This is a genomic window from Flavobacterium sp. FG19, assembly GCF_057809475.1.
The window spans coordinates 61,499-84,020 of sequence record NZ_JBMDKA010000019.1 but is presented as its reverse complement, the minus strand read 5'-3'; the positions used below and the strand labels follow the sequence as shown (position 1 = coordinate 84,020).

General features: G+C 37.9%; 19 protein-coding genes. 6 read left to right on the top strand and 13 right to left on the bottom strand.

Features of this window, described 5'->3' with window-relative positions:
• Positions 1-85 precede the first annotated feature (85 nt).
• Positions 86-772 (bottom strand): response regulator transcription factor, encoded by a 687-nt coding sequence (locus ACODST_RS18265; protein ID WP_488933536.1) that lies wholly within the window; start codon positions 770-772, stop codon positions 86-88.
• Positions 769-2,034, bottom strand: coding sequence for a sensor histidine kinase (locus tag ACODST_RS18260; RefSeq protein ID WP_488933535.1), 1,266 nt, complete (start codon positions 2,032-2,034; stop codon positions 769-771). The genes ACODST_RS18265 and ACODST_RS18260 overlap by 4 nt, the downstream gene beginning before the upstream one ends.
• Before the next feature lie 165 nt (positions 2,035-2,199).
• On the opposite strand from ACODST_RS18260, the gene ACODST_RS18255 reads away from it, so the two are divergent.
• Positions 2,200-2,616: a DUF1573 domain-containing protein gene (locus ACODST_RS18255; RefSeq protein ID WP_488933534.1), complete on the top strand. Its 417-nt coding sequence runs from the start codon at positions 2,200-2,202 to the stop codon at positions 2,614-2,616.
• Positions 2,617-2,755: 139 nt separating this feature from the next.
• Positions 2,756-4,333, top strand: a complete 1,578-nt coding sequence (locus ACODST_RS18250; RefSeq protein ID WP_488933533.1) for a L,D-transpeptidase family protein — start codon at positions 2,756-2,758, stop codon at positions 4,331-4,333.
• A 127-nt stretch (positions 4,334-4,460) separates the two neighbouring features.
• Here the strand turns inward: ACODST_RS18250 and ACODST_RS18245 are convergent, their stop codons facing one another.
• Complete coding sequence (locus ACODST_RS18245) at positions 4,461-4,970, bottom strand: C40 family peptidase (protein WP_488933532.1); 510 nt, start codon at positions 4,968-4,970, stop codon at positions 4,461-4,463.
• A gap of 221 nt (positions 4,971-5,191) precedes the next feature.
• Between ACODST_RS18245 and ACODST_RS18240 the strand changes: the two genes are divergently transcribed.
• The 3 genes from ACODST_RS18240 (at position 5,192) to bglX (ending at position 10,078) form a co-directional block, all read left to right on the top strand.
• Positions 5,192-6,283: an SGNH/GDSL hydrolase family protein gene (locus ACODST_RS18240; protein WP_488933531.1), complete on the top strand. Its 1,092-nt coding sequence runs from the start codon at positions 5,192-5,194 to the stop codon at positions 6,281-6,283.
• A complete protein-coding gene (locus ACODST_RS18235; protein ID WP_488933530.1) occupies positions 6,273-7,649 on the top strand; it encodes a sialate O-acetylesterase in 1,377 nt (458 codons plus the stop codon). The genes ACODST_RS18240 and ACODST_RS18235 overlap by 11 nt, the downstream gene beginning before the upstream one ends.
• 131 nt (positions 7,650-7,780) lie before the next feature.
• Positions 7,781-10,078: a beta-glucosidase BglX gene (gene bglX, locus ACODST_RS18230; protein ID WP_488933529.1), complete on the top strand. Its 2,298-nt coding sequence runs from the start codon at positions 7,781-7,783 to the stop codon at positions 10,076-10,078.
• Positions 10,079-10,176: 98 nt separating this feature from the next.
• Here the strand turns inward: bglX and ACODST_RS18225 are convergent, their stop codons facing one another.
• Both ACODST_RS18225 and ACODST_RS18220 read right to left on the bottom strand, forming a co-directional pair.
• A complete protein-coding gene (locus ACODST_RS18225; RefSeq protein WP_488933528.1) occupies positions 10,177-10,512 on the bottom strand; it encodes a DUF5615 family PIN-like protein in 336 nt (111 codons plus the stop codon).
• The gene (locus ACODST_RS18220; RefSeq protein WP_488933527.1) at positions 10,512-10,742 is read right to left on the bottom strand and encodes a DUF433 domain-containing protein; all 231 of its coding nucleotides are present in this window, start codon (positions 10,740-10,742) and stop codon (positions 10,512-10,514) included. Before ACODST_RS18220 ends, ACODST_RS18225 begins: the two co-directional genes overlap by 1 nt.
• A 194-nt stretch (positions 10,743-10,936) precedes the next feature.
• On the opposite strand from ACODST_RS18220, the gene mgrA reads away from it, so the two are divergent.
• Positions 10,937-11,893 (top strand): L-glyceraldehyde 3-phosphate reductase, encoded by a 957-nt coding sequence (gene mgrA / locus ACODST_RS18215; RefSeq protein ID WP_488933526.1) that lies wholly within the window; start codon positions 10,937-10,939, stop codon positions 11,891-11,893.
• Between the two features lie 141 nt (positions 11,894-12,034).
• Here mgrA and ACODST_RS18210 read toward each other — a convergent pair whose 3' ends face one another.
• The 8 genes from ACODST_RS18210 to ACODST_RS18175 all read right to left on the bottom strand — a co-directional run bounded on the left by ACODST_RS18210 (position 12,035) and on the right by ACODST_RS18175 (position 22,444).
• Positions 12,035-14,014 (bottom strand): retaining alpha-galactosidase, encoded by a 1,980-nt coding sequence (locus ACODST_RS18210; protein WP_488933525.1) that lies wholly within the window; start codon positions 14,012-14,014, stop codon positions 12,035-12,037.
• Between the two features lie 113 nt (positions 14,015-14,127).
• Positions 14,128-15,423 (bottom strand): glycoside hydrolase 5 family protein, encoded by a 1,296-nt coding sequence (locus ACODST_RS18205; protein ID WP_488933524.1) that lies wholly within the window; start codon positions 15,421-15,423, stop codon positions 14,128-14,130.
• A gap of 204 nt (positions 15,424-15,627) precedes the next feature.
• Positions 15,628-16,857: a glycoside hydrolase family 26 protein gene (locus ACODST_RS18200; RefSeq protein WP_488933523.1), complete on the bottom strand. Its 1,230-nt coding sequence runs from the start codon at positions 16,855-16,857 to the stop codon at positions 15,628-15,630.
• A gap of 3 nt (positions 16,858-16,860) precedes the next feature.
• Positions 16,861-17,421, bottom strand: a complete 561-nt coding sequence (locus ACODST_RS18195; protein WP_488933522.1) for a carbohydrate binding domain-containing protein — start codon at positions 17,419-17,421, stop codon at positions 16,861-16,863.
• Positions 17,422-17,462: 41 nt separating this feature from the next.
• Positions 17,463-18,650: an AGE family epimerase/isomerase gene (locus ACODST_RS18190; protein ID WP_488933521.1), complete on the bottom strand. Its 1,188-nt coding sequence runs from the start codon at positions 18,648-18,650 to the stop codon at positions 17,463-17,465.
• A 5-nt stretch (positions 18,651-18,655) separates the two neighbouring features.
• On the bottom strand, positions 18,656-19,846 hold the full coding sequence (locus tag ACODST_RS18185) for a glycoside hydrolase family 130 protein (RefSeq protein ID WP_488933520.1): 1,191 nt from the start codon (positions 19,844-19,846) through the stop codon (positions 18,656-18,658).
• Positions 19,847-19,876: 30 nt separating this feature from the next.
• Positions 19,877-21,268: an MFS transporter gene (locus ACODST_RS18180; protein ID WP_488933519.1), complete on the bottom strand. Its 1,392-nt coding sequence runs from the start codon at positions 21,266-21,268 to the stop codon at positions 19,877-19,879.
• A 39-nt stretch (positions 21,269-21,307) separates the two neighbouring features.
• A complete protein-coding gene (locus tag ACODST_RS18175; RefSeq protein WP_488933518.1) occupies positions 21,308-22,444 on the bottom strand; it encodes a glycoside hydrolase family 26 protein in 1,137 nt (378 codons plus the stop codon).
• Positions 22,445-22,522: the final 78 nt, after the last annotated feature.

The following is a 22,522-nucleotide window of genomic DNA, read 5'->3' as shown; positions in this document are numbered from 1 at the left end:
GAACTTAAAAATACAAAGATTTTTCAAAATTGTCTTACAGATTTTTTTTTATTTTTAACAGAATTGTTATTATTTAAAAACAGTATTACACTACAGAAAAACGAAATCCGATACCGTGAAGGTTTTCTATTGAAATTCCTTTTTCATTCGATAAAATTTTACGTAAACGCGAGATAAAAACATCAAGGCTTCTTCCCATAAAGTAATCATCGGTTCCCCAAAGAGCTGTTAAAATCTGCTCTCTTTTAAGAACTAAGTTTTTGTTGTCTATAAACAATTTTAGCAGTTCAGCCTCACGCTGGGTAAGCCCCACTTTTTCTTCTTCATTAAAAAGAATGAAATTTTTGGTATCAAACTGGTATTTCCCGATCTCGTAAACTGATTTCTCTGTTTTGTTGTTTTTCTGTGAACGTTTGAGGAAAATTTCAATCTTTAAAATCAATTCCTCGATACTGAAAGGTTTTACCAGATAATCATCGGCACCCAGACGAAGTCCTTTTATACGGTCTTCTTTTAAAGTTTTGGCCGAAAGAAAAATAATAGGAATATCCGTGTCCGTTTTACGCACTTCTTCGGCAAGTTCAAAACCGTCCATTTTGGGCATCATGATATCAAAAATACAAATGTCAAAATTGTCATTTTTAAAAGCTTCCAAACCCGATTTTCCGTCAGTGCAGTGTACCACTTCATAATGGCTCTGCTCCAGATTGTCTTTCGTTAAAAAAGCGAGGGTTTCGTCGTCTTCGGTATACAGTATTTTGAAATTTTTCATTTTTTATGGGGAATTGACAAAGTTATGGTAACTCCGTTTTCGGTATTATTTTCAGCTTTTATTTTCCAGTTCTGCAGACTGCAGATTTCTTTTACATAATATAATCCCAGTCCAAAACCGGTAACTTCATTGCTTTTTTCGTTTTGGATACGGTAAAATTTATCAAATATAAAAGATAATTTTTTACCCGCAATTCCAATTCCGTTATCAATGAACTGTAATTTTAAAACCGATTTTCCTTCGGTGATTCTAATAGTGATTTCCGGGGTTTTATTGCAATACTTAACCGCATTGTCCAAAAGGTTATATACCAGATTGCCAAAATGGAAAACATCGGTTTCTAAGCAGTATTCTTTAGATCCAGTATCAATTTTTATTACAGCTTCGGGATATTTAAGCTGTATATTTTCGATTGCTTCTTCAATTACCGGAACAATCAGTACAGGTTCTTTTTTTAATTCCAGAGGAACATAATCGGATTTGGCAACATTTAAAATCTTTTCGATATGATGATTGAGTTTGTTACTCTGATTGATGATGATTTCAGTATAAGTATGCAGTTTCTTATCGTCTTTAATGGGATGCTGTTCACTTAAATATTTAGAAGCAATAAGGATAGACGATAAAGGCGTTTTAAACTCATGCGTCATATTATTGATAAAGTCACGCTGTAATTCTGAATATTTTTTATGCTGTAAAAGTGTAAAAATCGAATACACATAAATTAATAAAATCAGAATTAAAGCAATGGAAAGGATAAACCAGAAACGCATGGAACTGAACAAATAAGTGGTTTCATTGGGAAAACGAACGGCAAAATAATATACCAGATTTTTATGCTTTGGGAAATAGACCGTTTTTTTACATTCTGCTTTTTTCTTATACAATGAAATGTAATCGCCATAGATCATTTCGTCGCTCTGGCAGTTGTACATGGCATATTCGAAATCAGTCGTAATATTCATTTTTTTGAATTCGTTCCGAAGGTAAAATTCCAGGATATCGGGTTCAAATTCATTGTCAACATTAACTATATAATAGTCATTGGCAATTTTCTGAACCGGATTTTGTGCCGGAAGTTCATGATTAGTGCCTTCATATAATTTTTTGGCTACTTCCAAAAGAGCGATATGAGCTTTCTGGCTCAGCTTTTTCTGTTCAATGGTAAAAGCTTCTTTTGTCCAGAGCAGCTGTGCCACCAGGATACTGATGATAGCCACCAGTCCGAGGATTATAATACTATTAAGTTTATTTATTTTCAAGAAAACAAGACTTTAGAAAGTGTAATATTAATCAATTTTATAGTGAAAATTAACGATTAACAAGTCGTTAACAAACATTTGAAACCGGTTAACAGCGATTTGTTTTTATCAGAAGTACTTTTGGAATGTAGAAATCGAACTATAAACCATTTAATATATTTAACTATGAAAATCTTTAAAATTTCAATGCTTGCACTGGCTTTAGGCCTAATGTCTTTTTCGGCAATTGCACCGGTAAAATCTATGGTTAGTGAAAAAGTAACAGACGGAACAGCAGCTTCTACTATTGTATGGAAAGCGGAAACAATTGATGTTGGACAAATTCCGCAGGGAACTCCAAAAGCTATTGTATATGAATTTAAAAATACGGGAAAAACAGCAGTAGTGATTACCAATGTTCAGGGATCCTGCGGCTGTACAGCAACAGATTATACAAAAGAGCCAATTCAGCCGGGGAAATCTGCAAAAGTTACCGCAACTTACAATGCGGCTAACAAAGGCGCTTTTACCAAAACAGTTACTGTAACGACAAGTGCTGAAACAACTCCAAAAGTACTTACTTTAAAAGGAACGGTTATTTAAAATAAGGTTAGTTATAAAGTGGCGGCCCCGAATATATTATGTATTCGGGGCTTTTTTTATACCTAAATTTGACGTTTTTTTATCTTTTAGAGAGATTTGTATTTGATAAAACTTTTCTATTTTTATTAAAAATAGTAGTATGAAAACAGGATCTATATTTATTGCTTTTGTGCTTTTGCTTACGGTTGTTTCCTGTAACTCAAAAGGAGATAAAAAAGAAGAAAATCCCAAAAAAGTAAAGGCAGCTGTGCCTGAACTTAAACTTTTAATAGACAGTACCGCTATTGCCGGATTTTATGAAAGCTATCCCAAACTGAAAAATTTTCAGGCAGAAGTGTCTTCACTTTATAAAACAAAAAAATCGACTCAGTTATGGCTTGATAATAAAGGCGTAGTTGAATTTGGAAATACGCTGTTTAACAAATACAAAGGACTGGAAGAAGAAGGTTTAAAAGCTAATTTTCCGTACAAAGAAATCAATGCTGTTTTTGAAAACAGTACCGATAACAAACTTTCAAAGGTCAATACAGATCTGATGATTACCAATCTGTACTTTTATTATGCCGAAAAGGTATACCGGGGATTTGATGAAAAAACCTCCATTTCGCTGGAATGGCTTCTGCCGAGAAAAAAACTCAATTATCAGGTTTTAACCGATTCTGTTTTTAAAAAATCAACCATCAATGACGATAAGAAAAGCAAAATGTTCAGTCAGTACTACAAACTGCGTGATGCTCTTCGTTTGTACAGAGAAATTGAAAAACAGGGAGGCTGGAAAACCATTGAAACGGCTGATGATTATAAAAGTTTAAAACTGGGGGACTCATCAGTTGTTATTGCACAGATAAGAGAAAGGCTTTTTATTACTAAAGATCTTAAAGAAGACAACAAGAGTGCCGTCTGTGATACTATTTTGATGAATGCCTTAAAAAAGTATGAACAGCGTCATGGTTTTACACCTAAAAACAGCATTCTGAAAGAGCATATTACAGATCTTAATATTCCGGTTTCAGACCGTATCAAAACAATCATTGTCAATATGGAACGCTGCCGCTGGATTGATCCGGAACTTGAGAAAGGCAGCCAGTATATCGAAGTGAATATTCCGGAGTTTAAGTTATATCTTATCCGCAATGGCGAAATTGCCTTTACCTCTCCGGTTGTAGTAGGCAAGGCCATGACCAAAACCGTAATTTTCAGCGGTACGATGAGTAATATTGTTTTCAGTCCGTACTGGAATGTTCCGCCAAGTATTATCAGTAAAGAGATAAAACCCGGAATGGCCAAAAACAAAAATTACCTGAAACAGAAAAATCTCGAATGGAACAACGGTGCTGTTCGTCAGCTTCCGGGAAAAAACAATTCTTTGGGACTCGTTAAATTTTTATTTCCCAATTCCAGTAATATTTACCTGCACGATACACCATCAAAAAGCCTGTTTGAAAGAGAAAGCAGAGCTTTCAGCCACGGCTGTGTACGTGTAGCAAAACCACGTGAACTGGCCATCGAAATATTAAAAGAAGATCCAAAATGGACGGAGACGCGAATAGACAAAGCGATGCATTCCGGTAAAGAAAGCTGGTATACTATAAAAAAGAAATTCCCGGTGTATATAGGATATTTTACAGCCTGGGTTGATCGTGACGGACAATTAAACTTTTATAAAGATATTTATAACCGGGATGAAAGTTTACTAAAGCTTTTAACCGAAGAATGATATTCAGTTTGCCATAACTCGGGTGATAATGAATAGACGAAGCAGCTCCAAAAAAGTATGCAAATTGTATTTTTATCAATTTTTAAAATTAAAAAATTTGTGTCTTAGTGTCTTTGCAGCAAAATAACTATTCAGACAAAACATCAATGCATTTGTAAAAGCGATTGGTGTAGTGTTCAGTATCTAATGCGGTGATCGTTACTTTCTGCGCTTTTCCGGAGGAAGCGTGTATAAATTTGGACTGCATGCCATTGGCTTCACAGATAATCCCTACATGACCTACAATCGTTCTGTTTTTGTAGCCGTAAAAAACCAGTATATCACCCACTTTAAACTCTTCAGGTTGTAAAGCGGTTCCTAAATTTTTAAAACCACCCGAACTTCTGGGTAAAGTAATGCCGTAGTTTTGGAACACAAAGCTCACAAAACCTGAGCAGTCGAATCCGTTTTTAGGATTATTACTTCCATATTTATAAGGGGTTCCAAGAAATTTTTTGGCATATGAAACAAGAGAATCCCTGTTTACATCAGGCGCAGTTTTGCGGATCTCTGTTTTATTGTGCGGTGCTTCTTTTTTTAAATGAAAAGGAGAAAAGAAAAAAGGAGATAAAAATAGTATATATAAGATAGATTTCATTTTTTGTAAGTAAAGAAACAGTTAAAACGCTAAAGATAGGCCGATGTTTTTGAATTTCAAAGAAAGGGCCTTTTTAAAAATGTAGGAATGGATTTTTAGAATAGAAAAACAGCAGGCTGATTTTTGGTATTATTTTATTAGTTTTTGATGTTTTAGTATCTTTTTGTGTAATGCATTTCAAATATATTTGTGAATCTTATTTATATTTTAACAAATAAATTATGTTTCTTAAAAAATATACGCTTTTAATTTTGTTTTTGCTGATTTCGTTCGTTTCTGCGGCACAAAATCAAAATACTTTTCTGTATGCCGGAAGGGTTGAAAAACTTCAAAATGATCAGGTTATCCTGATTGGAACCGCCTCTTCGGTTTCTTTTAATTTTACAGGAAACAGTTGTTCTGTCTTCCTTCAGAGTGTGGATGCATGGGAACATCATAATTATGTTTCGCTTGTTCTGGACGGAAAATACATAGGGAAGTTAAGAATTGAAAAAGGAAGTGCGCAATCTTTCCCGATACAGGTTACTTCCAATAAAAAAGAGCATAATCTTACTATTTACAAAACCACTGAAGCGCACAGCGGAGGTATTTTATTTGCCGGAACAACGGCAAAACTGACCTCGATTACTGCCCAAAAGAAAAAGAAAATTGAATTTATAGGAGATTCTATTACCTGTGGTGCCGCCAGTGACCCGGCGGATGTTCCCTGCGACCAGGGAGAATATTTTGACCATCATAACGGGTATTATGCGTACGGACCGGTTCTTTCAAGAGAAATAGAGGTTGATTACTTAATGAGTTCTGTTTCGGGAATTGGAATGTACAGAAACTGGAATGATGAAAACAAAGAAGAAGCCATAATGCCCGAAGTATATCAAAATCTCTATTTGACTAAAGATTCTTCAAAACCAAAATACGACTTTACTTTTCAGCCTGATATTATCAGTATTGCTCTGGGAACAAATGATTTTTCAGGTGGAGACGGTAAAAAAGAACGGCTGCCTTTTAATGCAGATAAATATGTTGCCAATTACATCAGTTTTATAAAGATGCTGTACGAACATAACCCGAATGCACAGATTGTGATTACGAATAGTCCAATGGTAAACGGAGAAAGAGCTGTTGTTTTTGAAGACTGCCTGAACAGGGTTAAAAATGCTTTTGCTTCGGATCAACAGCATAAACCGGTTCTGATTTTTAAATTTAAACCTATGGCGCCAAAGGGCTGTACCGGGCATCCTGATATTGCCGACCATAAAGTACTGGCTGCTGAATACGGACCGTTTTTAAAAAAGCTTTTACATGAAAAATAATATACTCTTCGTTTTCTTTTTAATGATTTCGGGATCCCTAGCGGCCAATGTGACGCTTCCGAATATTTTTGGGGACAATATGGTTTTACAACGCAGCAGCGAAGTGAAAATCTGGGGCTGGGCCAATCCGAAAGAGGAAATTAAATTAGTCTCCGGATGGAACCATCAGGAATATAAAACCGTAACAAACAATCAGGCAAAATGGGAACTCGTTATTAAAACCCCTGAAGCCGGAGGACCTTATACGATTTCGATAAAGGGCTATAATGAAGTGATCCTGAAAAATATTTTAATTGGCGAAGTCTGGATCTGTTCTGGTCAGTCGAATATGGAAATGTCAGCAAGCTGGGGAATCGATAACGGAGAGGAAGAAGTTAAAAATGCAGCAGACCCGAATATTCGTTTTTTTACGGTTTCAAAATCTACAGCCTTAACACTTCAGAATAATGTACTCGGAAACTGGGTTGAATCGACTCCGGAAACCATGAAATATTTTAGTGCTGTGGGATACTTTTTTGCCAAACGCCTTCGTGAGGATTTAAAGAATGTTCCAATCGGACTGATTTCTTCTAACTGGGGCGGAACTCCTGCAGAAATCTGGATGCCGGAAGAGGTGATTCAGAACGATCCGCTTTTATTGGAAAATGCGAAAAAATTAAGCGAACAGGAATATGGCCCGCACCAGCCGGGACGTGCTTACAATGCGATGATTGCACCTGTTACCGGTTTTAAAATTGCCGGTGCTTTATGGTATCAGGGAGAATCAAATGTAGGTTCTCTGGTGTATGATAAAACACTTTCGGCTTTAATTACATCTTGGCGGAAAGCCTGGAACGAAGAGTTTCCTTTTTATTTTGTTCAGATAGCACCTTATAAAACGGGCACGAATAATTTTTCTAATGTGACGGTCAGAAATTCACAAAGAAAAATTTTAAAAGAAGTTCCGAAAACAGGAATGGTACTGACTTCCGATATTTCGGATACCATTGATATTCATCCTAAAAATAAAAAATCAGTTGGGATTCGTCTGGCCAATCTGGCTTTGGCAGAAATCTATAAAACCAATTCGAATCTCGTAAACGGACCGTTTTTTAAAGGAATTAAAACAGACAAAAATAAACTAACTGTTTCTTTTGATTATGCGGAAGGGCTTTACTTTAAGAACAAAAAATCAGATCAGTTTGAAGTGGCAGGAACCGACGGGGTTTTCTATCCCGCAGAAGCATTTATAAAAAACGATCAGGTGGTTTTGACCAGCAAAAAAGTGGCGAATCCGGTAAAAGTGCGATTCGCCTGGGGAAACACTGTTCATTCAGATTTGTTTAATAAAGCCAGTCTGCCCGCTTCCTGTTTTAGTTCTGAGTGAGAGAACCCGATAGCTGTCGCAATCGATAATCTGAATCTCGAAAAGACACAGAGATGTCAGGTGTAAAAGAAAAGAAACGCTGTATCTTAGTAACTTAGAACCTTAACATCTTTATAAAAAACTAACTAACCATGAAAAATAAAAAAATAATAATTATTGGGGTTTTGTCCCTGTTTACTATGGGAAATATGAATGCACAAAAAAAGCCGTATCTGGATAAAAACAAAACTGTTGAGCAGAGAATTGATCTGCTTCTGCCTTTGATGACACTCGAAGAGAAAGTAGGCCAGATGAACCAGTATAATGGTTTTTGGGATGTAACAGGCCCGGCTCCCAAAGGCGGAACGGCTGAATTAAAATACGATCATTTAAGAAAAGGATTGGTAGGATCAATGCTGACGGTGCGCGGCGTAAAAGAAGTTCGTGCCGTACAGAAAATTGCGGTAGAAGAAACCCGACTGGGAATTCCGCTGATTATTGGGTTTGATGTTATTCACGGTTATAAAACTTTAAGCCCGATTCCGCTCGCAGAAGCGGCAAGCTGGGATTTAGAAGCAATTAAAAAATCGGCGGCGATTGCAGCTGATGAAGCTTCGGCATCAGGAATTAACTGGACCTTTGGGCCTAATGTCGATGTGGCCAATGATGCCCGCTGGGGACGTGTGATGGAAGGTGCCGGAGAAGATCCTTATTTAGGAAGTAAAATAGGTTATGCCAGAGTAAAAGGTTTTCAGGGAGAAACTACTGCCGATTTGTTAAAAGTAAATACGATTGCAGCCTGTGCCAAACATTTTGCCGCATATGGTTATGTTGAAGCGGGATTGGAATATAATATTGTAGACATCAGTAATTCTAAATTGTACAACTCTGTTTTACCTCCTTTTGAAGCAACGGTACAGGCCGGAGTACGTACGTTTATGAACTCCTTTAATACTTTAAATGGTGTTCCGGCTACCGGAAGTGCTTTTTTACAAAGAGATATTTTAAAAGGGAAATGGAAATTTGACGGATTTGTGATTTCTGATTATGCTTCGATTCGCGAAATGATTGCCCACGGTTATGCCAAAGATGAAGCCGATGCGACAGCAAAAGCCGTAATTGCGGGTTCGGATATGGATATGGAATCGTATTTGTATGTGGCGAAACTGGCAGATCTGGTAAAATCAGGTAAAGTAAAAGAATCTTTGGTTGATGATGCTGTCCGCCGAATTTTAAGAGTAAAATTTGAGTTAGGATTATTTGATGATCCGTATCGTTATTGCGACGAAAAACGTGAAAAAGCCACTATAGGTAATAAAGCCAATAATGAAGGCGTTTTGGATATGGCAAAAAAATCGATTGTGCTGTTGAAGAACGATAAGAATCTGCTTCCGCTAAAAAAATCAGGGCAGAAAATCGCTTTGATCGGTGCTTTGGCCAATGACAAAAACAGTCCGCTGGGAAGCTGGAGAATTGCTGCTGATGATAATACAGCGGTTTCGGTTTTAGAAGGTATGCAGCAATACAAAGACAATAAACTGGTATTTGAAAAAGGAGCAGAACTATTGACACAAAAAGCCACTTTTTTAACGGAAACTATTTTTAATACAACCGACAGAAGTGGGTTTGAAGCGGCAAAAACCGCTGCTAAAAATGCCGATGTTGTAGTAATGGTTTTAGGTGAATACGGATTCCAGAGCGGTGAGGGAAGAAGCCGTACCGATTTAAACCTGCCGGGCTTGCAGCAGGAATTACTGGAAGAAATTTATAAAGTAAACCCAAATGTAGTTTTGGTTTTAAATAACGGCCGTCCGCTGAGTATTCCTTGGGCAGCAGAAAATATTCCGGCCATTGTGGAAGGCTGGCATCTAGGGACACAGGCAGGAAATGCTATTGCCCAGGTTTTATACGGCGATTATAATCCAAGTGGAAAACTGCCAATGTCGTTTCCGAGAAATGTAGGTCAGGTGCCAATTTATTATAACAAATACAGTACAGGAAGACCAACCGATAGTGATAAAAATGTGTTCTGGTCGCATTATATGGATGTGGAGAAAACACCTCAGTTTCCGTTTGGTTTTGGTTTAAGCTACACAAAATTCGATTATAAAAACCTGAAACTAAATAAAACTTCTTTTGCAAAAGGAGAAAATGTTCAGGTAAGTGTTGAAGTTACCAATTCCGGAAATTATGACGGAAAAGAAGTAGTGCAATTATATATTCATGATGAATTTGCAAGTATCGTCCGTCCAATAAAAGAATTGAAAGGTTTTGAATTGGTAAACCTGAAAAAAGGAGAAACTAAAACGGTCAACTTTACTTTAACAGATGCAGCACTTGGTTTTTATAATAACGAAGGAGTTTATTTAGTTGAACCGGGAACTTTTAAAATCATGGTGGGAGGAAGCTCTGATAAAGGTTTACAGGATGGTTTCGAAATAAAAGAATAGAAGGTTTTTGCCGCAAAGGCACTAAGGCGCTAAGTTTTTTTTCGCCGCGAATTCACGAATTAATTCTTTTAAAATTCGTGAATTCGTGGCGATTTCATTTAATAAATTTCTAGAATCATTAATTCATGGTTTAGAATGAATGATTCGATACTATCTTTTTTGGAAATAAGAAGCTCAGCTATTTGTTTCGTATTTTTATTGAAAGTCTTTAGAATAATCACTTTTGGATGAGCTCCTTTAAGAAGTAATAATTTTTCAAAATCATCATCATGTGTGAGAATAGTAAAATTATTTTTCCCTGCATACTCCCAGATATCTAAATCTTTTGCTGGCTGATTTACGGGAATGTCATTAGAATGAAAACATTCAGTAAAATTATTCTCAATAAGTTTGATTATTCTCCAGGAAATATTGGCATCTAAAAGCAGTTTCATTATGCTGCTATTATTTTTGTGATGTTTTCTCTGTTAGCTGCAAAAGCCAGGGCGGCAAGAATATGCTCTTTATTTAATTCTGGGAAGTCTTCAATAATCTCTTCAAAAGACATTCCTGTAGAAAGCCATGAAAGAATATCTGAAACACAAATCCTGGTCCCTGTAATGACAGGTTTACCAAATCTGATATCAGGATTTATTGAAATTAAAGTTTGCCAATTAGTATTCATAATTTTGAATTTAAACAAATTTACAAAATTAATAGTGAATTAAATTGTAATTATTTGAGCTTGTTTTTTACCACGATTTCATTTTTAGGTAAAAAATCTTTGTGTCTTAGTGCCTTAGTGGCAAAACACACAAAACTTAGTATTTTTTTCTATCTTTAAAATCTATTAAACCTTCAACTAAATAAAGTATAATAATGAAATACAACAGATGCGGAAAAAGCGGATTGCTGCTTCCGGAGATTTCTTTAGGATTATGGCATAACTTCGGATCAGTAGATAATTTTGAAAATGCGGAAAGCATTGCCATAGAGGCTTTTGATAAAGGAATTACCCATTTTGATCTGGCGAATAATTACGGACCGGTTCCGGGGTCGGCAGAGGAAAATTTTGGTAAAATATTATGGCATAATTTTCAGGGAAACCTGCGTGATGAAATCGTGATTTCGACTAAAGCAGGGTATACCATGTGGGAAGGCCCTTATGGCGACTGGGGTTCGCGAAAATATCTTTTATCAAGTTTAGACCAGAGTCTGAAAAGAATGAACGTTGACTATGTCGATATTTTTTATTCACACCGTCCGGATCCCGAAACCCCAATAGAAGAAACCATGATGGCGCTGGACCATGCCGTTAGAAGCGGAAAAGCTTTGTATGTGGGAATCAGTAATTATTCAGCAGAACAGACCCGTGCAGCGGTTGATGTTTTAAAACAATTAGGAACGCCCTGTTTAATTCATCAGGCCAAATATTCGATGCTTGAGCGTTGGGTTGAAAACGGATTATTGGATGTTTTAGAAGAAAAAGGAGTAGGCTGTATCGCCTTTTCGCCTTTGGCACAAGGACTTTTGACGGATAAATATCTAAATGGAATTCCGGAAAATTCCAGAGCGCATAATCCAAACGGACATTTGAAAGAAGATGAGGTAACGCAGGAACGTATTCAGAAATTAATTCAGCTGAATGAAATTGCGCAGAACAGAAATCAGTCTTTGGCGCAGATGGCTCTGGCCTGGCTGCAAAAAGACAAACGAATTACATCGGTTTTAATTGGTGCCAGTTCTGTCAAACAATTGTGTAATAATATTGATTGTTTGCAGAATACGGAATTTACGCATGATGAATTGAATGCGATAGAGAAAATATTAGCATAAAGTTTTATGCACATGCATAATCGTAGAGACGCACAGCAGTGCGTCTTATGCGCAACGAAATACAAGACGTAGATGCACTGCAGTGCATCTCTACAGAGGTGAAAACGAAAAAAAATGGAGAACAATTTGTTCTCCATTTTTTTATTTGATAATCATCGCCAAACCGCCACCGCTCGCTAGATGATATTTTAGTTTTGTTGTTGAATCAACGGTTATAATTTCTTTTTTATAATCAGCTGCGGCTTTATCTGCGTTTAGACCGTCTGAGAAAATTTCTGCCTGGAATTTTTTACCTTTTTCAAGGAAAGAAAAATCAATGGTAATATCTCTGGGATCCCAGTTTGTTATGGCACCTAAATACCAGGTATTGCCTTTTCTTCTGGCAATGGAAACATATTTTCCAACTTCGCCATCAAGGGCAGTAGTCTCATCAAAAGTGGTGGGAACTTTAGCGATAAACTCAGTACTTTCCTGTTCTTTTATATAAGCCGTAGGACTGTCGGCCATCATTTGCAAAGGCGCTTCAAAAATAGTGTAAAGTGCTAATTGATGACATCTGGTTCCCTGACTCATTGGTGTCGAATGACTGGGTCTGAATTCACTTTTTGCCGCATTTCTCATTGCGCCGGGAGTATAATCCATCGGACCCGCCATCATTCTTATAAACGGAATCGTGGTATCGTAAAGAGGTACATCATCATTTGGAGTCCATTTATTGTTTTCCAGACCTTTTACACCCTCGAAATTTAAAATGTTGGGATAAGTTCTCTGAATTCCTGTAGGTTTGTACATGCCATGAAAATCAATAATTAGTTTGTAATTAGCTGCTTTCTGCGCAATATCATAAACCGAGTTGACCATTTTGGCATCATCACGATCTAAGAAGTCAACTTTAAAACCTTTTATTCCCAATTTGGCATAATTATCAAAAACGGTTTCTGTTTTATTGTGTATGGCCATCCATGAAGCCCATAGAATGATACCTGCGTTTCGTTCTTTGGCGTAAGCAATGAGGGCTTCCAAATCCACATTCGGATTGTGTTTCATAATGTCGGTTTCAACGCTCCAGCCTTCGTCCAGAACCACATATTCCACCTTGTTTTTAGAAGCAAAGTCAATGTAGTATTTATAAGTCTGGGTATTGATTCCGGCTTTAAAATCGATATTGTAAATGTTCCAGTCGTTCCACCAGTCCCAGGCTACTTTTCCGGGTTTGATCCAGGAAATATCTTTTATTCGGGAAGGTTCTGCCAGTTTTTGAACCATGTCATTATTGGCCAAAGCCGCATCGTTTTCAGAAATCACAATCGCTCTCCAGGGGAAAGTCCGTGTTCCTTTGGTCTTTACCAGATAATCGGCTCTTTCGGTAATTAGTTTGTTGAGGTAATTAAATCCGCCGTTGGTTTCTTGAGTTGGATATTTGGAAAAACGAGATTCAAAACCGGTTTTGTTTTTATTATTCGTTACAAATAAGCCCGGATAATCTTCGAGATCTGCTTCGAGAAAAACAGCTTTTTTATGGTTTTTATACGACACTAAAAAAGGGAGAAAGGCTAAAGTATCTGCAGCAAATTCACTTATTTTTTTATTTTCATAATGCGATTCAAACGAAGAAATAAAAGGGTCTTTCGGATTTCGTAAATCCCGTACATACGGCATTAAAGTGTTATAATTCTGGTCGAAATTTAAAACTACTTCTTCAGATTTAACGGTAATGTTCTTTTTCTTTTTCGTAATGAACCGATACGCTGCCCCATCATCATAAACACGAAATTCAAGACTGAAATCATTTTTGAAATGAATCGTCAGTTTATTGTACTGATCCTGTACCGTTTTCTTTTTGTATAAAGGCGTTTCAAAAGAAGTGTTTATACTTTCTTTTTTTGAATTTAAAACAACCGGATCTTTTCCCAGAACCACATTTTCGTCCAAAATCAACGCCATTTCTGACGGAGCCAGTATCAAATCTTTTTCATGAGAAACCGACCATGTTATTTTATCATTTACAGCAATTTTGACTTCGATTTTTCCGTTTGGAGAAGCCACACTGAAATCCTGTTTTTTCTGTGCGAAAGAAAAATTTATGAGTAGGAAGCAAAAAAGAATAAATGTATTTTTCATGTTATGTTTTTTATTCTGTAGAGACGCACCGCAGTCTACGGTCAGTTTTCGTTATGGATTTTCTTTGCGCAAAAGACGCACTGCGGTGCGTCTCTACAGAAAATAGGGGTGAATTAATTCTTATTTTTTTTCAATTGTAAATTGTATCTTTTTACAATTTCTAATGTCGATTTATCTCCGTTAAAAACCGAATTTAACCCCTGCGGTTCCTGTGGCGGATCTGTTGTTAAAGGTTCTCCGGGATTCCATTTTCCGGTTTCGTTAACGGCTTTTCCTTCACCGCCGTAACCCCAGAAATTGGCCGCCTGTAACGGACCGCCCTTTTTAACACTTTCGAGAACTCTGCCAAAAATAAAGCTGTAGAACTGATCTCTGTAAACAGAAGAAGCTCCGGCGTTCAGATTTTCATTTTCTCTGGGAAGGCCAAATTCTTCAATAATAATAGGTCTTTTTAAGTTATTAGCTACTTTGATATGGTCGTCAATATATTTTCCGGCATTTTCGATGGTGCTTGGTATTGTAGTTTCTGCATTCTCAGCTTTGAACCAATTCCAGTTTTTTGGCCAAATATGCATGGTCAGATAATCGATATTCGGATTCTGGTGTGTGCGTTCAAATATTTCCATACTGTCATTTGAACTGTTTTTGCCTTCAGAGCCCGTAGAAATTAAGTGGTTTTTGTCTAAACTGTCGATCAAATTGACAATGTTATTCAGCCAAACTGTGAATTTTGCTTCGTTTTCAGGTGTAAAAGTGCGGGGTTCATTGCCCACCTGCCATGCCATGATGGTATTATCTTCGGTATATTTCTTTTTAGAATAAGCGTTGGTACGTCCTATAATAAACTTCACATGATTTTCCAGAGCCTGCATACAAGGATCGCAGCTATGAAACTGTTCGGTATACGACATAAACTGCGGCCAGGTATTGGGCGGGATATTCGGAACCGGAACCGGACCTTTGCCATTCCATTCTAAATATTGCGACATGCCGCCCGACCATTCCCAGTTGTTCGTCAGGTACAAAACAGCATACATTTTACGTTTGCTCATTTCGTTAATTAAAAAATCCAGTCCGTCCAGTAAATCTTCATCATATTTTCCCTGTTCGTACTGTAAGGCCGGACGAACTGTAAAATCGTATTTCCCGCCATCGGCTCCTACCAGGACACGAAGGTTATCAATTCCGTCTTTCTTCATCAAATCCAGTTCGCGCAACAATCTTTTGCGGTCCCCGACTTTTTTGGAAGCCAGTAAACTGCCGTACCAGTAATTTGTTCCCACATAAGCATAAGGTTTACTGCCTTTGTAAAACTGGTTTCCTTTTACCGTAATTCGTTCCTGCGCCTGACAGGCGATTACCGATAACGTGAGGGCTAATCCGAAGGTTTTGAGAAGTCTGTTTTTCATAATTATATTTTTTAGGAGCTTTATCCTGCTATCCGCTTTATCTTTTGTTTTTTAAAGAAAAAAACAAAAGGATGCCGCTTCTATCAGGGCTATGGCGCTGCGTTTTCATTAGGGTATTGAACGGTATATGCTGAACAATAAAGATGGTGTTGTAATGTGGCGTTTTATCCGGAATTCTTTTTTGTATTCAAAAGAAACCTGAAACTATTTTGGCATTTCGTACATCTTAGGCAGTGCATTCAATAAAGCCGATTTGGGTTTAGTACTATAGGTTTTAAAATCAGCTGCATTAGAAACCGATCCGTTTGGCACATAATAACCGTCTGTGTTATTATTCCAGAACATGACGTAACTTATCTGAATATCGTTTTTGGTCAAAGCACTGTACAGCAGAGTCGAAAACCAGTCTGTGATTGCAGGCGTTGTACTGGTTACACGATATCCGGTTTCGGTTAAAGCGGCAATTTTTACTTTTGCCTGAGCATAATCAGACAGTATTTTCAGTTTGGCATTGGCTTTATCAGATCCGGTCTGCCCCTGATTACTGAAATCACCGTAATTGTCCATTCCAATAATATCTACATATTTATCGCCCGGATAACGGCTTAAATAACCGGCTTCGGTTGTATAAGAATTGTCAGGAGAAAAAGCATACAAAATGTTATGAACGCCTTTGGTGTTTTTTAAATAATCTACGGTAAACTGGTAGGCCTGTTTGTATTCTTCGGCCGTACAGTAAGCAGCTCCCCACCAGAACCAGTTTCCGTCAAATTCATGAAAAGGTCTGAAAATAATCGGGATCAACTCGCCGTTTGAACCTTTTAAATTTAAAACTACACTGGCGACTTTATCGAGTTTTTTCTTGTACCATTCATGATTAGTACCGCCGGGTAAAATGCTTTTAAAAGCTGTAGCTTTTTCGTCGGCAGACATGTCGGCAGTGTAAAAAGATTCGTCTTTAAACGGTTCTCTGATGTGCCAGCTGAACGTATTGATGATACCTTTGGCATAAGCCGCTTTCACATCACTCGTGATTTTTTGTTCCTGCTGGTAAAACCAGTTATCGGTCTGGTTGTTATTGTTTTTGTCTGTAATAAACATAAAGTCAGAACCTAAAACCGCAGGATCATAACCCGTATTTTTTTTGATATCAGAATTCCCTCCCGCATCCTGATAGAATCCGTTAAAGGCATCCTGCTGCCCTATGGCTGTTTTAGTCTGTGCCAGTCTTTTTAAATTGTAAAATAGAGCGGTGGTTTCTTTGGTTGCATTCGCATCCACCATATAATTGGGCGTATTCTGTGTGGTTAACGGATCACTTTGTACAGGCGGATCAACAATAACCTCGTTGTCTGTTTCTTTATCAGAAGAACAGCTGACGAATGCCAGAATGGTAAGACTTGTGCAGGCTATTTTTAAGAGTGTTTTTTTCATGTTTTATTTTTCTGTAGCTGCAGCGGCGGCAGTTTGTTTTACATATTCTTCTTCTGTGAGTGGAATAACTTTTACATCATCAAAATAAACAGAACCGTTGGTTTGCATCAGGGCCAGCATGATTCGTATTTTTTTGGCTTCGGCGGGAGTCTTCACTATTTTTTTATAATTTGTCCAGCCCGTAGTTCCTTTTACATGGGCAAAGGTTTCGGTTGTGATCTGTTTGTCGGCCGAATTGGTAAACTCAGCAAGGGCAGCACCGGCTTTGTAAGCTTCTTTTTGTTCTTCAATGCTTTCGCTTTTGATCCAGATACTAAACTCAAAAGCATAGGTGTTTTTAGGAATATAGATTACCTGATCCAGTGCTTTCCATTCAGCGCCCACATACTGATTGATCATAGCACTGTTTTTACCTGTTTTTTTATCATAAGGCGAAAGACCTGCAATTTCTTCTCCCCGCCAGTTGAGTAAATCATTTTCAAAACCGCCGTTTTTAACCAGGTTGTTTTGTGCATTTGTTATCGCGGCCAGCAATAGTAAACTAAAAAGAAAAACAGTTTTCATAAGCAGTGTTTTAATACCATAAAAAAGTCAGCACTAATTTTTTAATCTTTTATCCTCTGTATAAGTTCCAGACAGGCACGGCTGTTATGATAAGGACATTTCCAGAATCCGGCTTTGTCTTTTTCAATTAAAGAATAGTCACGGTAGATTCCCCAAAACCATTCACCGTTTTTAAGGTCAAGTATGTATTTTTTGATAAACGTCCAGTTGTTTTGTACCAGGGTCAGATAAATTTCATTCCCTGTCAGCTGATAGGCATTATAAAATCCAATCAGGGCTTCGGCCTGAACCCACCAGTGTTTTTCGGCTATGAGTTCTTGTTTTTCAGAATCAAATTCGTACCATAAACCGCCGTCACTATCCAGTCCTTCCTGAGTAACTTCAGCTATTTGCACGGCGTGTTTTTTATAACGGGCAATCAGGTTTTCATCTTCGAATATTTCGGCACACTGCTGTAAAAGCCAGGCCGCTTCAATATCGTGTCCGTACGAAATCACATCCGGTTTTTCGACCCAGTTTTCATTAAAAAACAACCGGAGATGCCCGGTTTCAGTATTTATAAAATGCTCTTCAATGGTTTCTAATAATTCGATACTGTCTTTTTTTAGCGTTTCCTCTTTCCAGACTTTGTACAGGTTTGCATAAGCTTCAATAATATGCAGATGCGTGTTCATGGTCTTTTTTTCATTAGCATCTTTGGCACTTAAACGTAAATCCTCAATAGGCCGCCAGTCGTGCGTAAAAGCTTCCAGATATCCTTTGTTTACGGGGTCGTAACTGTATTTTTGTATGCTTTTGTATAAAGAAATGGCGATTTCTAACGCTTTGTTTTCTTTAGAAATGGCATAATATTCAGATAAACCGTAAATAGCAAAAGCTAAGGCATAAATCTGGTTTTTGGTATCTTTTGGTGTTTTGTCGGCATTGATGCTCCAAAACAAACCTTTAGTTTCCGGATCATAAAAATATTGGGAAACATAATCAAAGGCACGTTCTGCGATTTTTTTATGGCTTTCCTTTCCTGTGGTCTGATATGCTGCCGAAAAAGTCCAGAGAATCCGGGAATTCAGTACAGAACCTTTTTCAGCACTGGCAATGAGATGATCATTAAAATCAATCTGACCGATAAAACCACCGTTTTGACTGTCAATGGTATGTTTTGACCAGTAATTTAAAATGGAATCAAGTTCTGTAACCAGTTCCGATTTAAGCTGTTTGAGTTGCGGCACGATTCTTAAATTGCGTTATTTTTTTCAATCTGACTGATGATCGTTTCCACAGAACCTGCTGATATAAAAGTATCAGCCGGAGTATTGGTAACATAATCAACCAGTTTTTCTACAGATGAAACCGCCACATGCATTCGGGTATCTGATGAGGCATAGTATACGTAAACCGTTCCGTCTGCATCTTCAATCCATCCGTTTGAGAACAATACATTTGATACATCGCCGATTCTTTCGATACCTTCAGGTCCCATAAAATGTCCTGCCGGAATATGGGTTACTTTTGAAATATCATGCAGATCGGTCATAAACATGTATAAGGTGTAGCGTAATCCTGCGGCGGTATTACGAACGCCGTGTGCCAGGTGTAACCAGCCTTTTTCGGTTTTGATAGGAGCCGGGCCAAGACCATTTTTTAATTCGTAAATAGTATGGTATTGTTTTCCAAAAATGATTTTTTCTTCTTTTACTACGGGATTTGTCATATCATCAACATAACCCAGACCAATTCCGCCTCCGCTTCCTACGTCAATGAAACCATCCTGCGGACGGGTGTAAAGGGCATATTTTCCGTTTACAAATTCAGGATGCAGCACTACATTACGCTGCTGTCCGGTATTGGAAACCAGATCCGGAAGTCTTTCCCAGTTAATTAAATCTTTCGAACGTACAATTCCTGCATTGGCTACAGCTGAACTGGTATCGCCTTTTGGTGCCTGAGGATCTTTTCTTTCGGTACAAAAAATACCGTATACCCAGCCGTCTTCATGATGAATCAGGCGCATATCGTAAACGTTGGTGTCCGGTTCTGCCGTCTGTGGAATCACGCAGGGTTTGTCCCAGAATTTAAAATTGTCGATGCCGTTTGGACTTTCTGCGATAGCAAAAAAGGACTTTCGGTCAATGCCTTCCACACGAACGGCCAGCAGGTATTTTCCGTTCCATTTCATGGCTCCGGCATTGAAAGCGGCATTCATTCCGATGCGTTCCTGTAAAAACGGGTTTGTTTTTTCGTTTAAGTCAAAACGCCAGTTCAGCGGCACATGCGATGCCGTCACCACCGGGTTTTTATAACGCTCATAAATTCCGTTTCCGGCATTTTCTTCCGGTACGTTTTTTTGCTCTATAAGCGTTTTATGTTCTTTTTCTAAAGCTGCTTTTCGATCCTGAAAAGTAGTCGATGAGGTTATTGTTGTCATATTCTTGATTTCGGTATCTGATTTGTTTTTTTAATTTGTTTGATCTCTTTGTGCGTTTAAATCCTGTTCTATGATCTGCAGTTTTTCTTCAGAAAGCGGATAGAATACAATAAAAACGACGGATATAAAGGCTGCAATGGCAGGAAGTATACTTAACATTAACTGGATTCCGTTCTGGGTTACGGCCGTCTGCTCTACATTGGCCTGAAAGCCGTAATAACCTAAAAGCCATCCCGTTCCGGCACCGCCAATGGTCCAACCGAATTTTTGTGACATCGAAGAGGCAGAGAATACGAGTCCGGTTGCTCTGCGGCCCTGTTTCCATTCAGAATAATCGGCACTGTCGGCATACATTGACCAGATCAGCGGGAAAATACAGCCGGCACAAATACTGATTAAAACCTGAAAACTCATGATTAGGAAAACTTCTTCTTTTCCAAAGAAATAAAAGACTAAGCTTAAGACCGAAGCCAGGGCCATGGCTCCTAAAAAGGTTTTCTTTTTACCAATTTTATTGGCAATTGGAGTTGCAATTATAACTCCGATAATATTAGCAGCCTGACCCAAAACCAAATAGATGGATGTAGGGGTCATATGAAAATCGGTTCCAAAAAGAGAGAAGTCAAAATTAACACTGCTGCTGACATAATATTTAAAGTAGTAAACCGCCGCACCATCACGGATGGAATTGAAAACCAGTGTCCCGATTCCGGCACCCAGCAGGATCCACCAGGGTTTGTTTTTTAGTAAATCTTTTAAATCTTCTTTTAGATTAGACTGCTCGTTTTCGATAGGTTTTACCCTTTCTTTAGTAAATAAAAAACAGGCCCAGAAAAACACAGTTGTAATAAGACCGAAAACAGTTATCGTAGCCAGCCAGCCGGTTTTGGAATTTAGGTTTCCGCCAAAATAATTCACCAGCGGTTCGATCAGCCAAAGGGCTAAAAGACTCCCGCCAAAGGCAAAGACCATTCGGTAAGAAGATAAAGTATTGCGGTCTTTTCGGTCTGATGACATGACGCCTAAGAGTGAGGCATACGGTACATTAATCAGAGAATAAATCATCATCATTAAGGAATAAGTCACATACGCATAAATGATTTTTCCTTTTTCATCAAAATCCGGTACATAAAAAGTTAAAACGCCAATGACGGCAAAAGGGATGGCTACCCATAACAAATACGGTCTGAATTTTCCCCATTTGCTTTTAGTCCTGTCGGCAATGATTCCTACTATAGGATCAAAACAGGAATCCCAGATTCGGGTAATCAAAAACATGGTTCCAACAATGGCAGGCGCCAGTCCGAAAACATCGGTATAAAAAAACAATAAATACATACTGAAGATTTTCCAGAACATGGAAGATGCGGCATCTCCAAGTCCGTAACCGATTTTTTCTTTTAAACTAATTTTGTCGTGCATTGGTTATTTTTTAAAGGTTGTAAAGTTTGTTTCTGGCAATTATTTGAGTGCTTTTTTAATATCTTTTTCAAACAGGGTTTTGTTTATATTATAATAATCAATAAAATCTTGTTCGCTTATCTGGCCTTTGAAGGGTGCATAATAATGCATTTTTTTTTCATTTTCCTGCCAGCCGTGGTTTCTCCATAAAAGGGCATACGAAATTTTGTAATCGCCAATAGCTTTTGTGAAAGTGCCTGTCCACCATTTTGGATCCGGAACCGCTTCGTAACCGGCTTCGGCCAGAGCGGTTAGTTTGTGTTTTTCCTGTCCAATTTCAGTTAACAGCTTTAGCTGACTCTGTACTTCCTGAATAAACTTGCTGCCGTCTTTATCGGTATTGTTCTGATAGGAATCAAAACTTATAATATCTACAAAATGATCTCCGGGATAATTAGTCAGAAAGTCTTCTTTTGATGCAAAACTGCCGGTATTGTATACATAAATCAAATTGTGAACGTCTTTTTGCTGCAGGTATTCAAAGGTGAATTTCCAGGCTGCTTTGAATTCTTCGGGGGTACAGTTTCCTTTTCCCCACCAGAACCATCCTCCGGTAAGTTCGTGAAAAGGTCTGAATAGTATAGGAATGTTTTTTCCTTTTTTATCTTTTAAAGAATGAAAAAAGACCGCCGCTTTATCTAGCCAGGAAATGTATTTTTGATGATTCTCTCCTCCCGGTAAAATAGTTTTCAGTGAGTTTGGGGTATTGTCCCAGGCGTTCTTTCCGGTAGCCGGATTGTCAAAATGCCAGCTTATAGTCGAAATTCCGCCTCTTTCATCGGCTTCCTTAATATATTGTCTCATCTTTTCAAAAGGAACGCCGTCTATATTGTTCACATCGTCTTTTTCTAAACCGGCAATATCCCAGCCGTAAACTGCGGGATAATCGCCTGTAACCTCTTTTATATCACTTCGGCCGTTTTCATACTTCCAGTTTACACCATAAGCTAGGTCATCCTGATGCCCGAAAAGATACCCTTTCTGAACCAGCTGGTTTAGTTTTTGGTATAGTGCGACGGTTTTTGGTGTGGCTTTTTTATCTGATAATGACAAATTAGTATTACTGTCAGCATGCTGAGCAGAGCAGGAAGTTCCTATCAGGGCGGTAATCAAAAGCTTATAAAAGTATTTTTTCATTTTTGAAAATAGTGTTTTTCAGCAGGTTCCTGTTTGTCTGTATAATCTGCAGGCCGTTTCTGAAGTGTATTTTGTCAG

Coding starts and splice junctions, on each gene's coding strand:
- ACODST_RS18265 (WP_488933536.1), bottom strand. CDS start 772: ATGAAAAATTTCAAAATACTGTATACCGAAGACGACGAAACCCTCGCT.
- ACODST_RS18255 (WP_488933534.1), top strand. CDS start 2,200: ATGAAAATCTTTAAAATTTCAATGCTTGCACTGGCTTTAGGCCTAATG.
- ACODST_RS18250 (WP_488933533.1), top strand. CDS start 2,756: ATGAAAACAGGATCTATATTTATTGCTTTTGTGCTTTTGCTTACGGTT.
- ACODST_RS18245 (WP_488933532.1), bottom strand. CDS start 4,970: ATGAAATCTATCTTATATATACTATTTTTATCTCCTTTTTTCTTTTCT.
- ACODST_RS18240 (WP_488933531.1), top strand. CDS start 5,192: ATGTTTCTTAAAAAATATACGCTTTTAATTTTGTTTTTGCTGATTTCG.
- ACODST_RS18235 (WP_488933530.1), top strand. CDS start 6,273: ATGAAAAATAATATACTCTTCGTTTTCTTTTTAATGATTTCGGGATCC.
- bglX (WP_488933529.1), top strand. CDS start 7,781: ATGAAAAATAAAAAAATAATAATTATTGGGGTTTTGTCCCTGTTTACT.
- ACODST_RS18225 (WP_488933528.1), bottom strand. CDS start 10,512: ATGAAACTGCTTTTAGATGCCAATATTTCCTGGAGAATAATCAAACTT.
- ACODST_RS18220 (WP_488933527.1), bottom strand. CDS start 10,742: ATGAATACTAATTGGCAAACTTTAATTTCAATAAATCCTGATATCAGA.
- mgrA (WP_488933526.1), top strand. CDS start 10,937: ATGAAATACAACAGATGCGGAAAAAGCGGATTGCTGCTTCCGGAGATT.
- ACODST_RS18210 (WP_488933525.1), bottom strand. CDS start 14,014: ATGAAAAATACATTTATTCTTTTTTGCTTCCTACTCATAAATTTTTCT.
- ACODST_RS18205 (WP_488933524.1), bottom strand. CDS start 15,423: ATGAAAAACAGACTTCTCAAAACCTTCGGATTAGCCCTCACGTTATCG.
- ACODST_RS18200 (WP_488933523.1), bottom strand. CDS start 16,857: ATGAAAAAAACACTCTTAAAAATAGCCTGCACAAGTCTTACCATTCTG.
- ACODST_RS18195 (WP_488933522.1), bottom strand. CDS start 17,421: ATGAAAACTGTTTTTCTTTTTAGTTTACTATTGCTGGCCGCGATAACA.
- ACODST_RS18185 (WP_488933520.1), bottom strand. CDS start 19,846: ATGACAACAATAACCTCATCGACTACTTTTCAGGATCGAAAAGCAGCT.
- ACODST_RS18180 (WP_488933519.1), bottom strand. CDS start 21,268: ATGCACGACAAAATTAGTTTAAAAGAAAAAATCGGTTACGGACTTGGA.
- ACODST_RS18175 (WP_488933518.1), bottom strand. CDS start 22,444: ATGAAAAAATACTTTTATAAGCTTTTGATTACCGCCCTGATAGGAACT.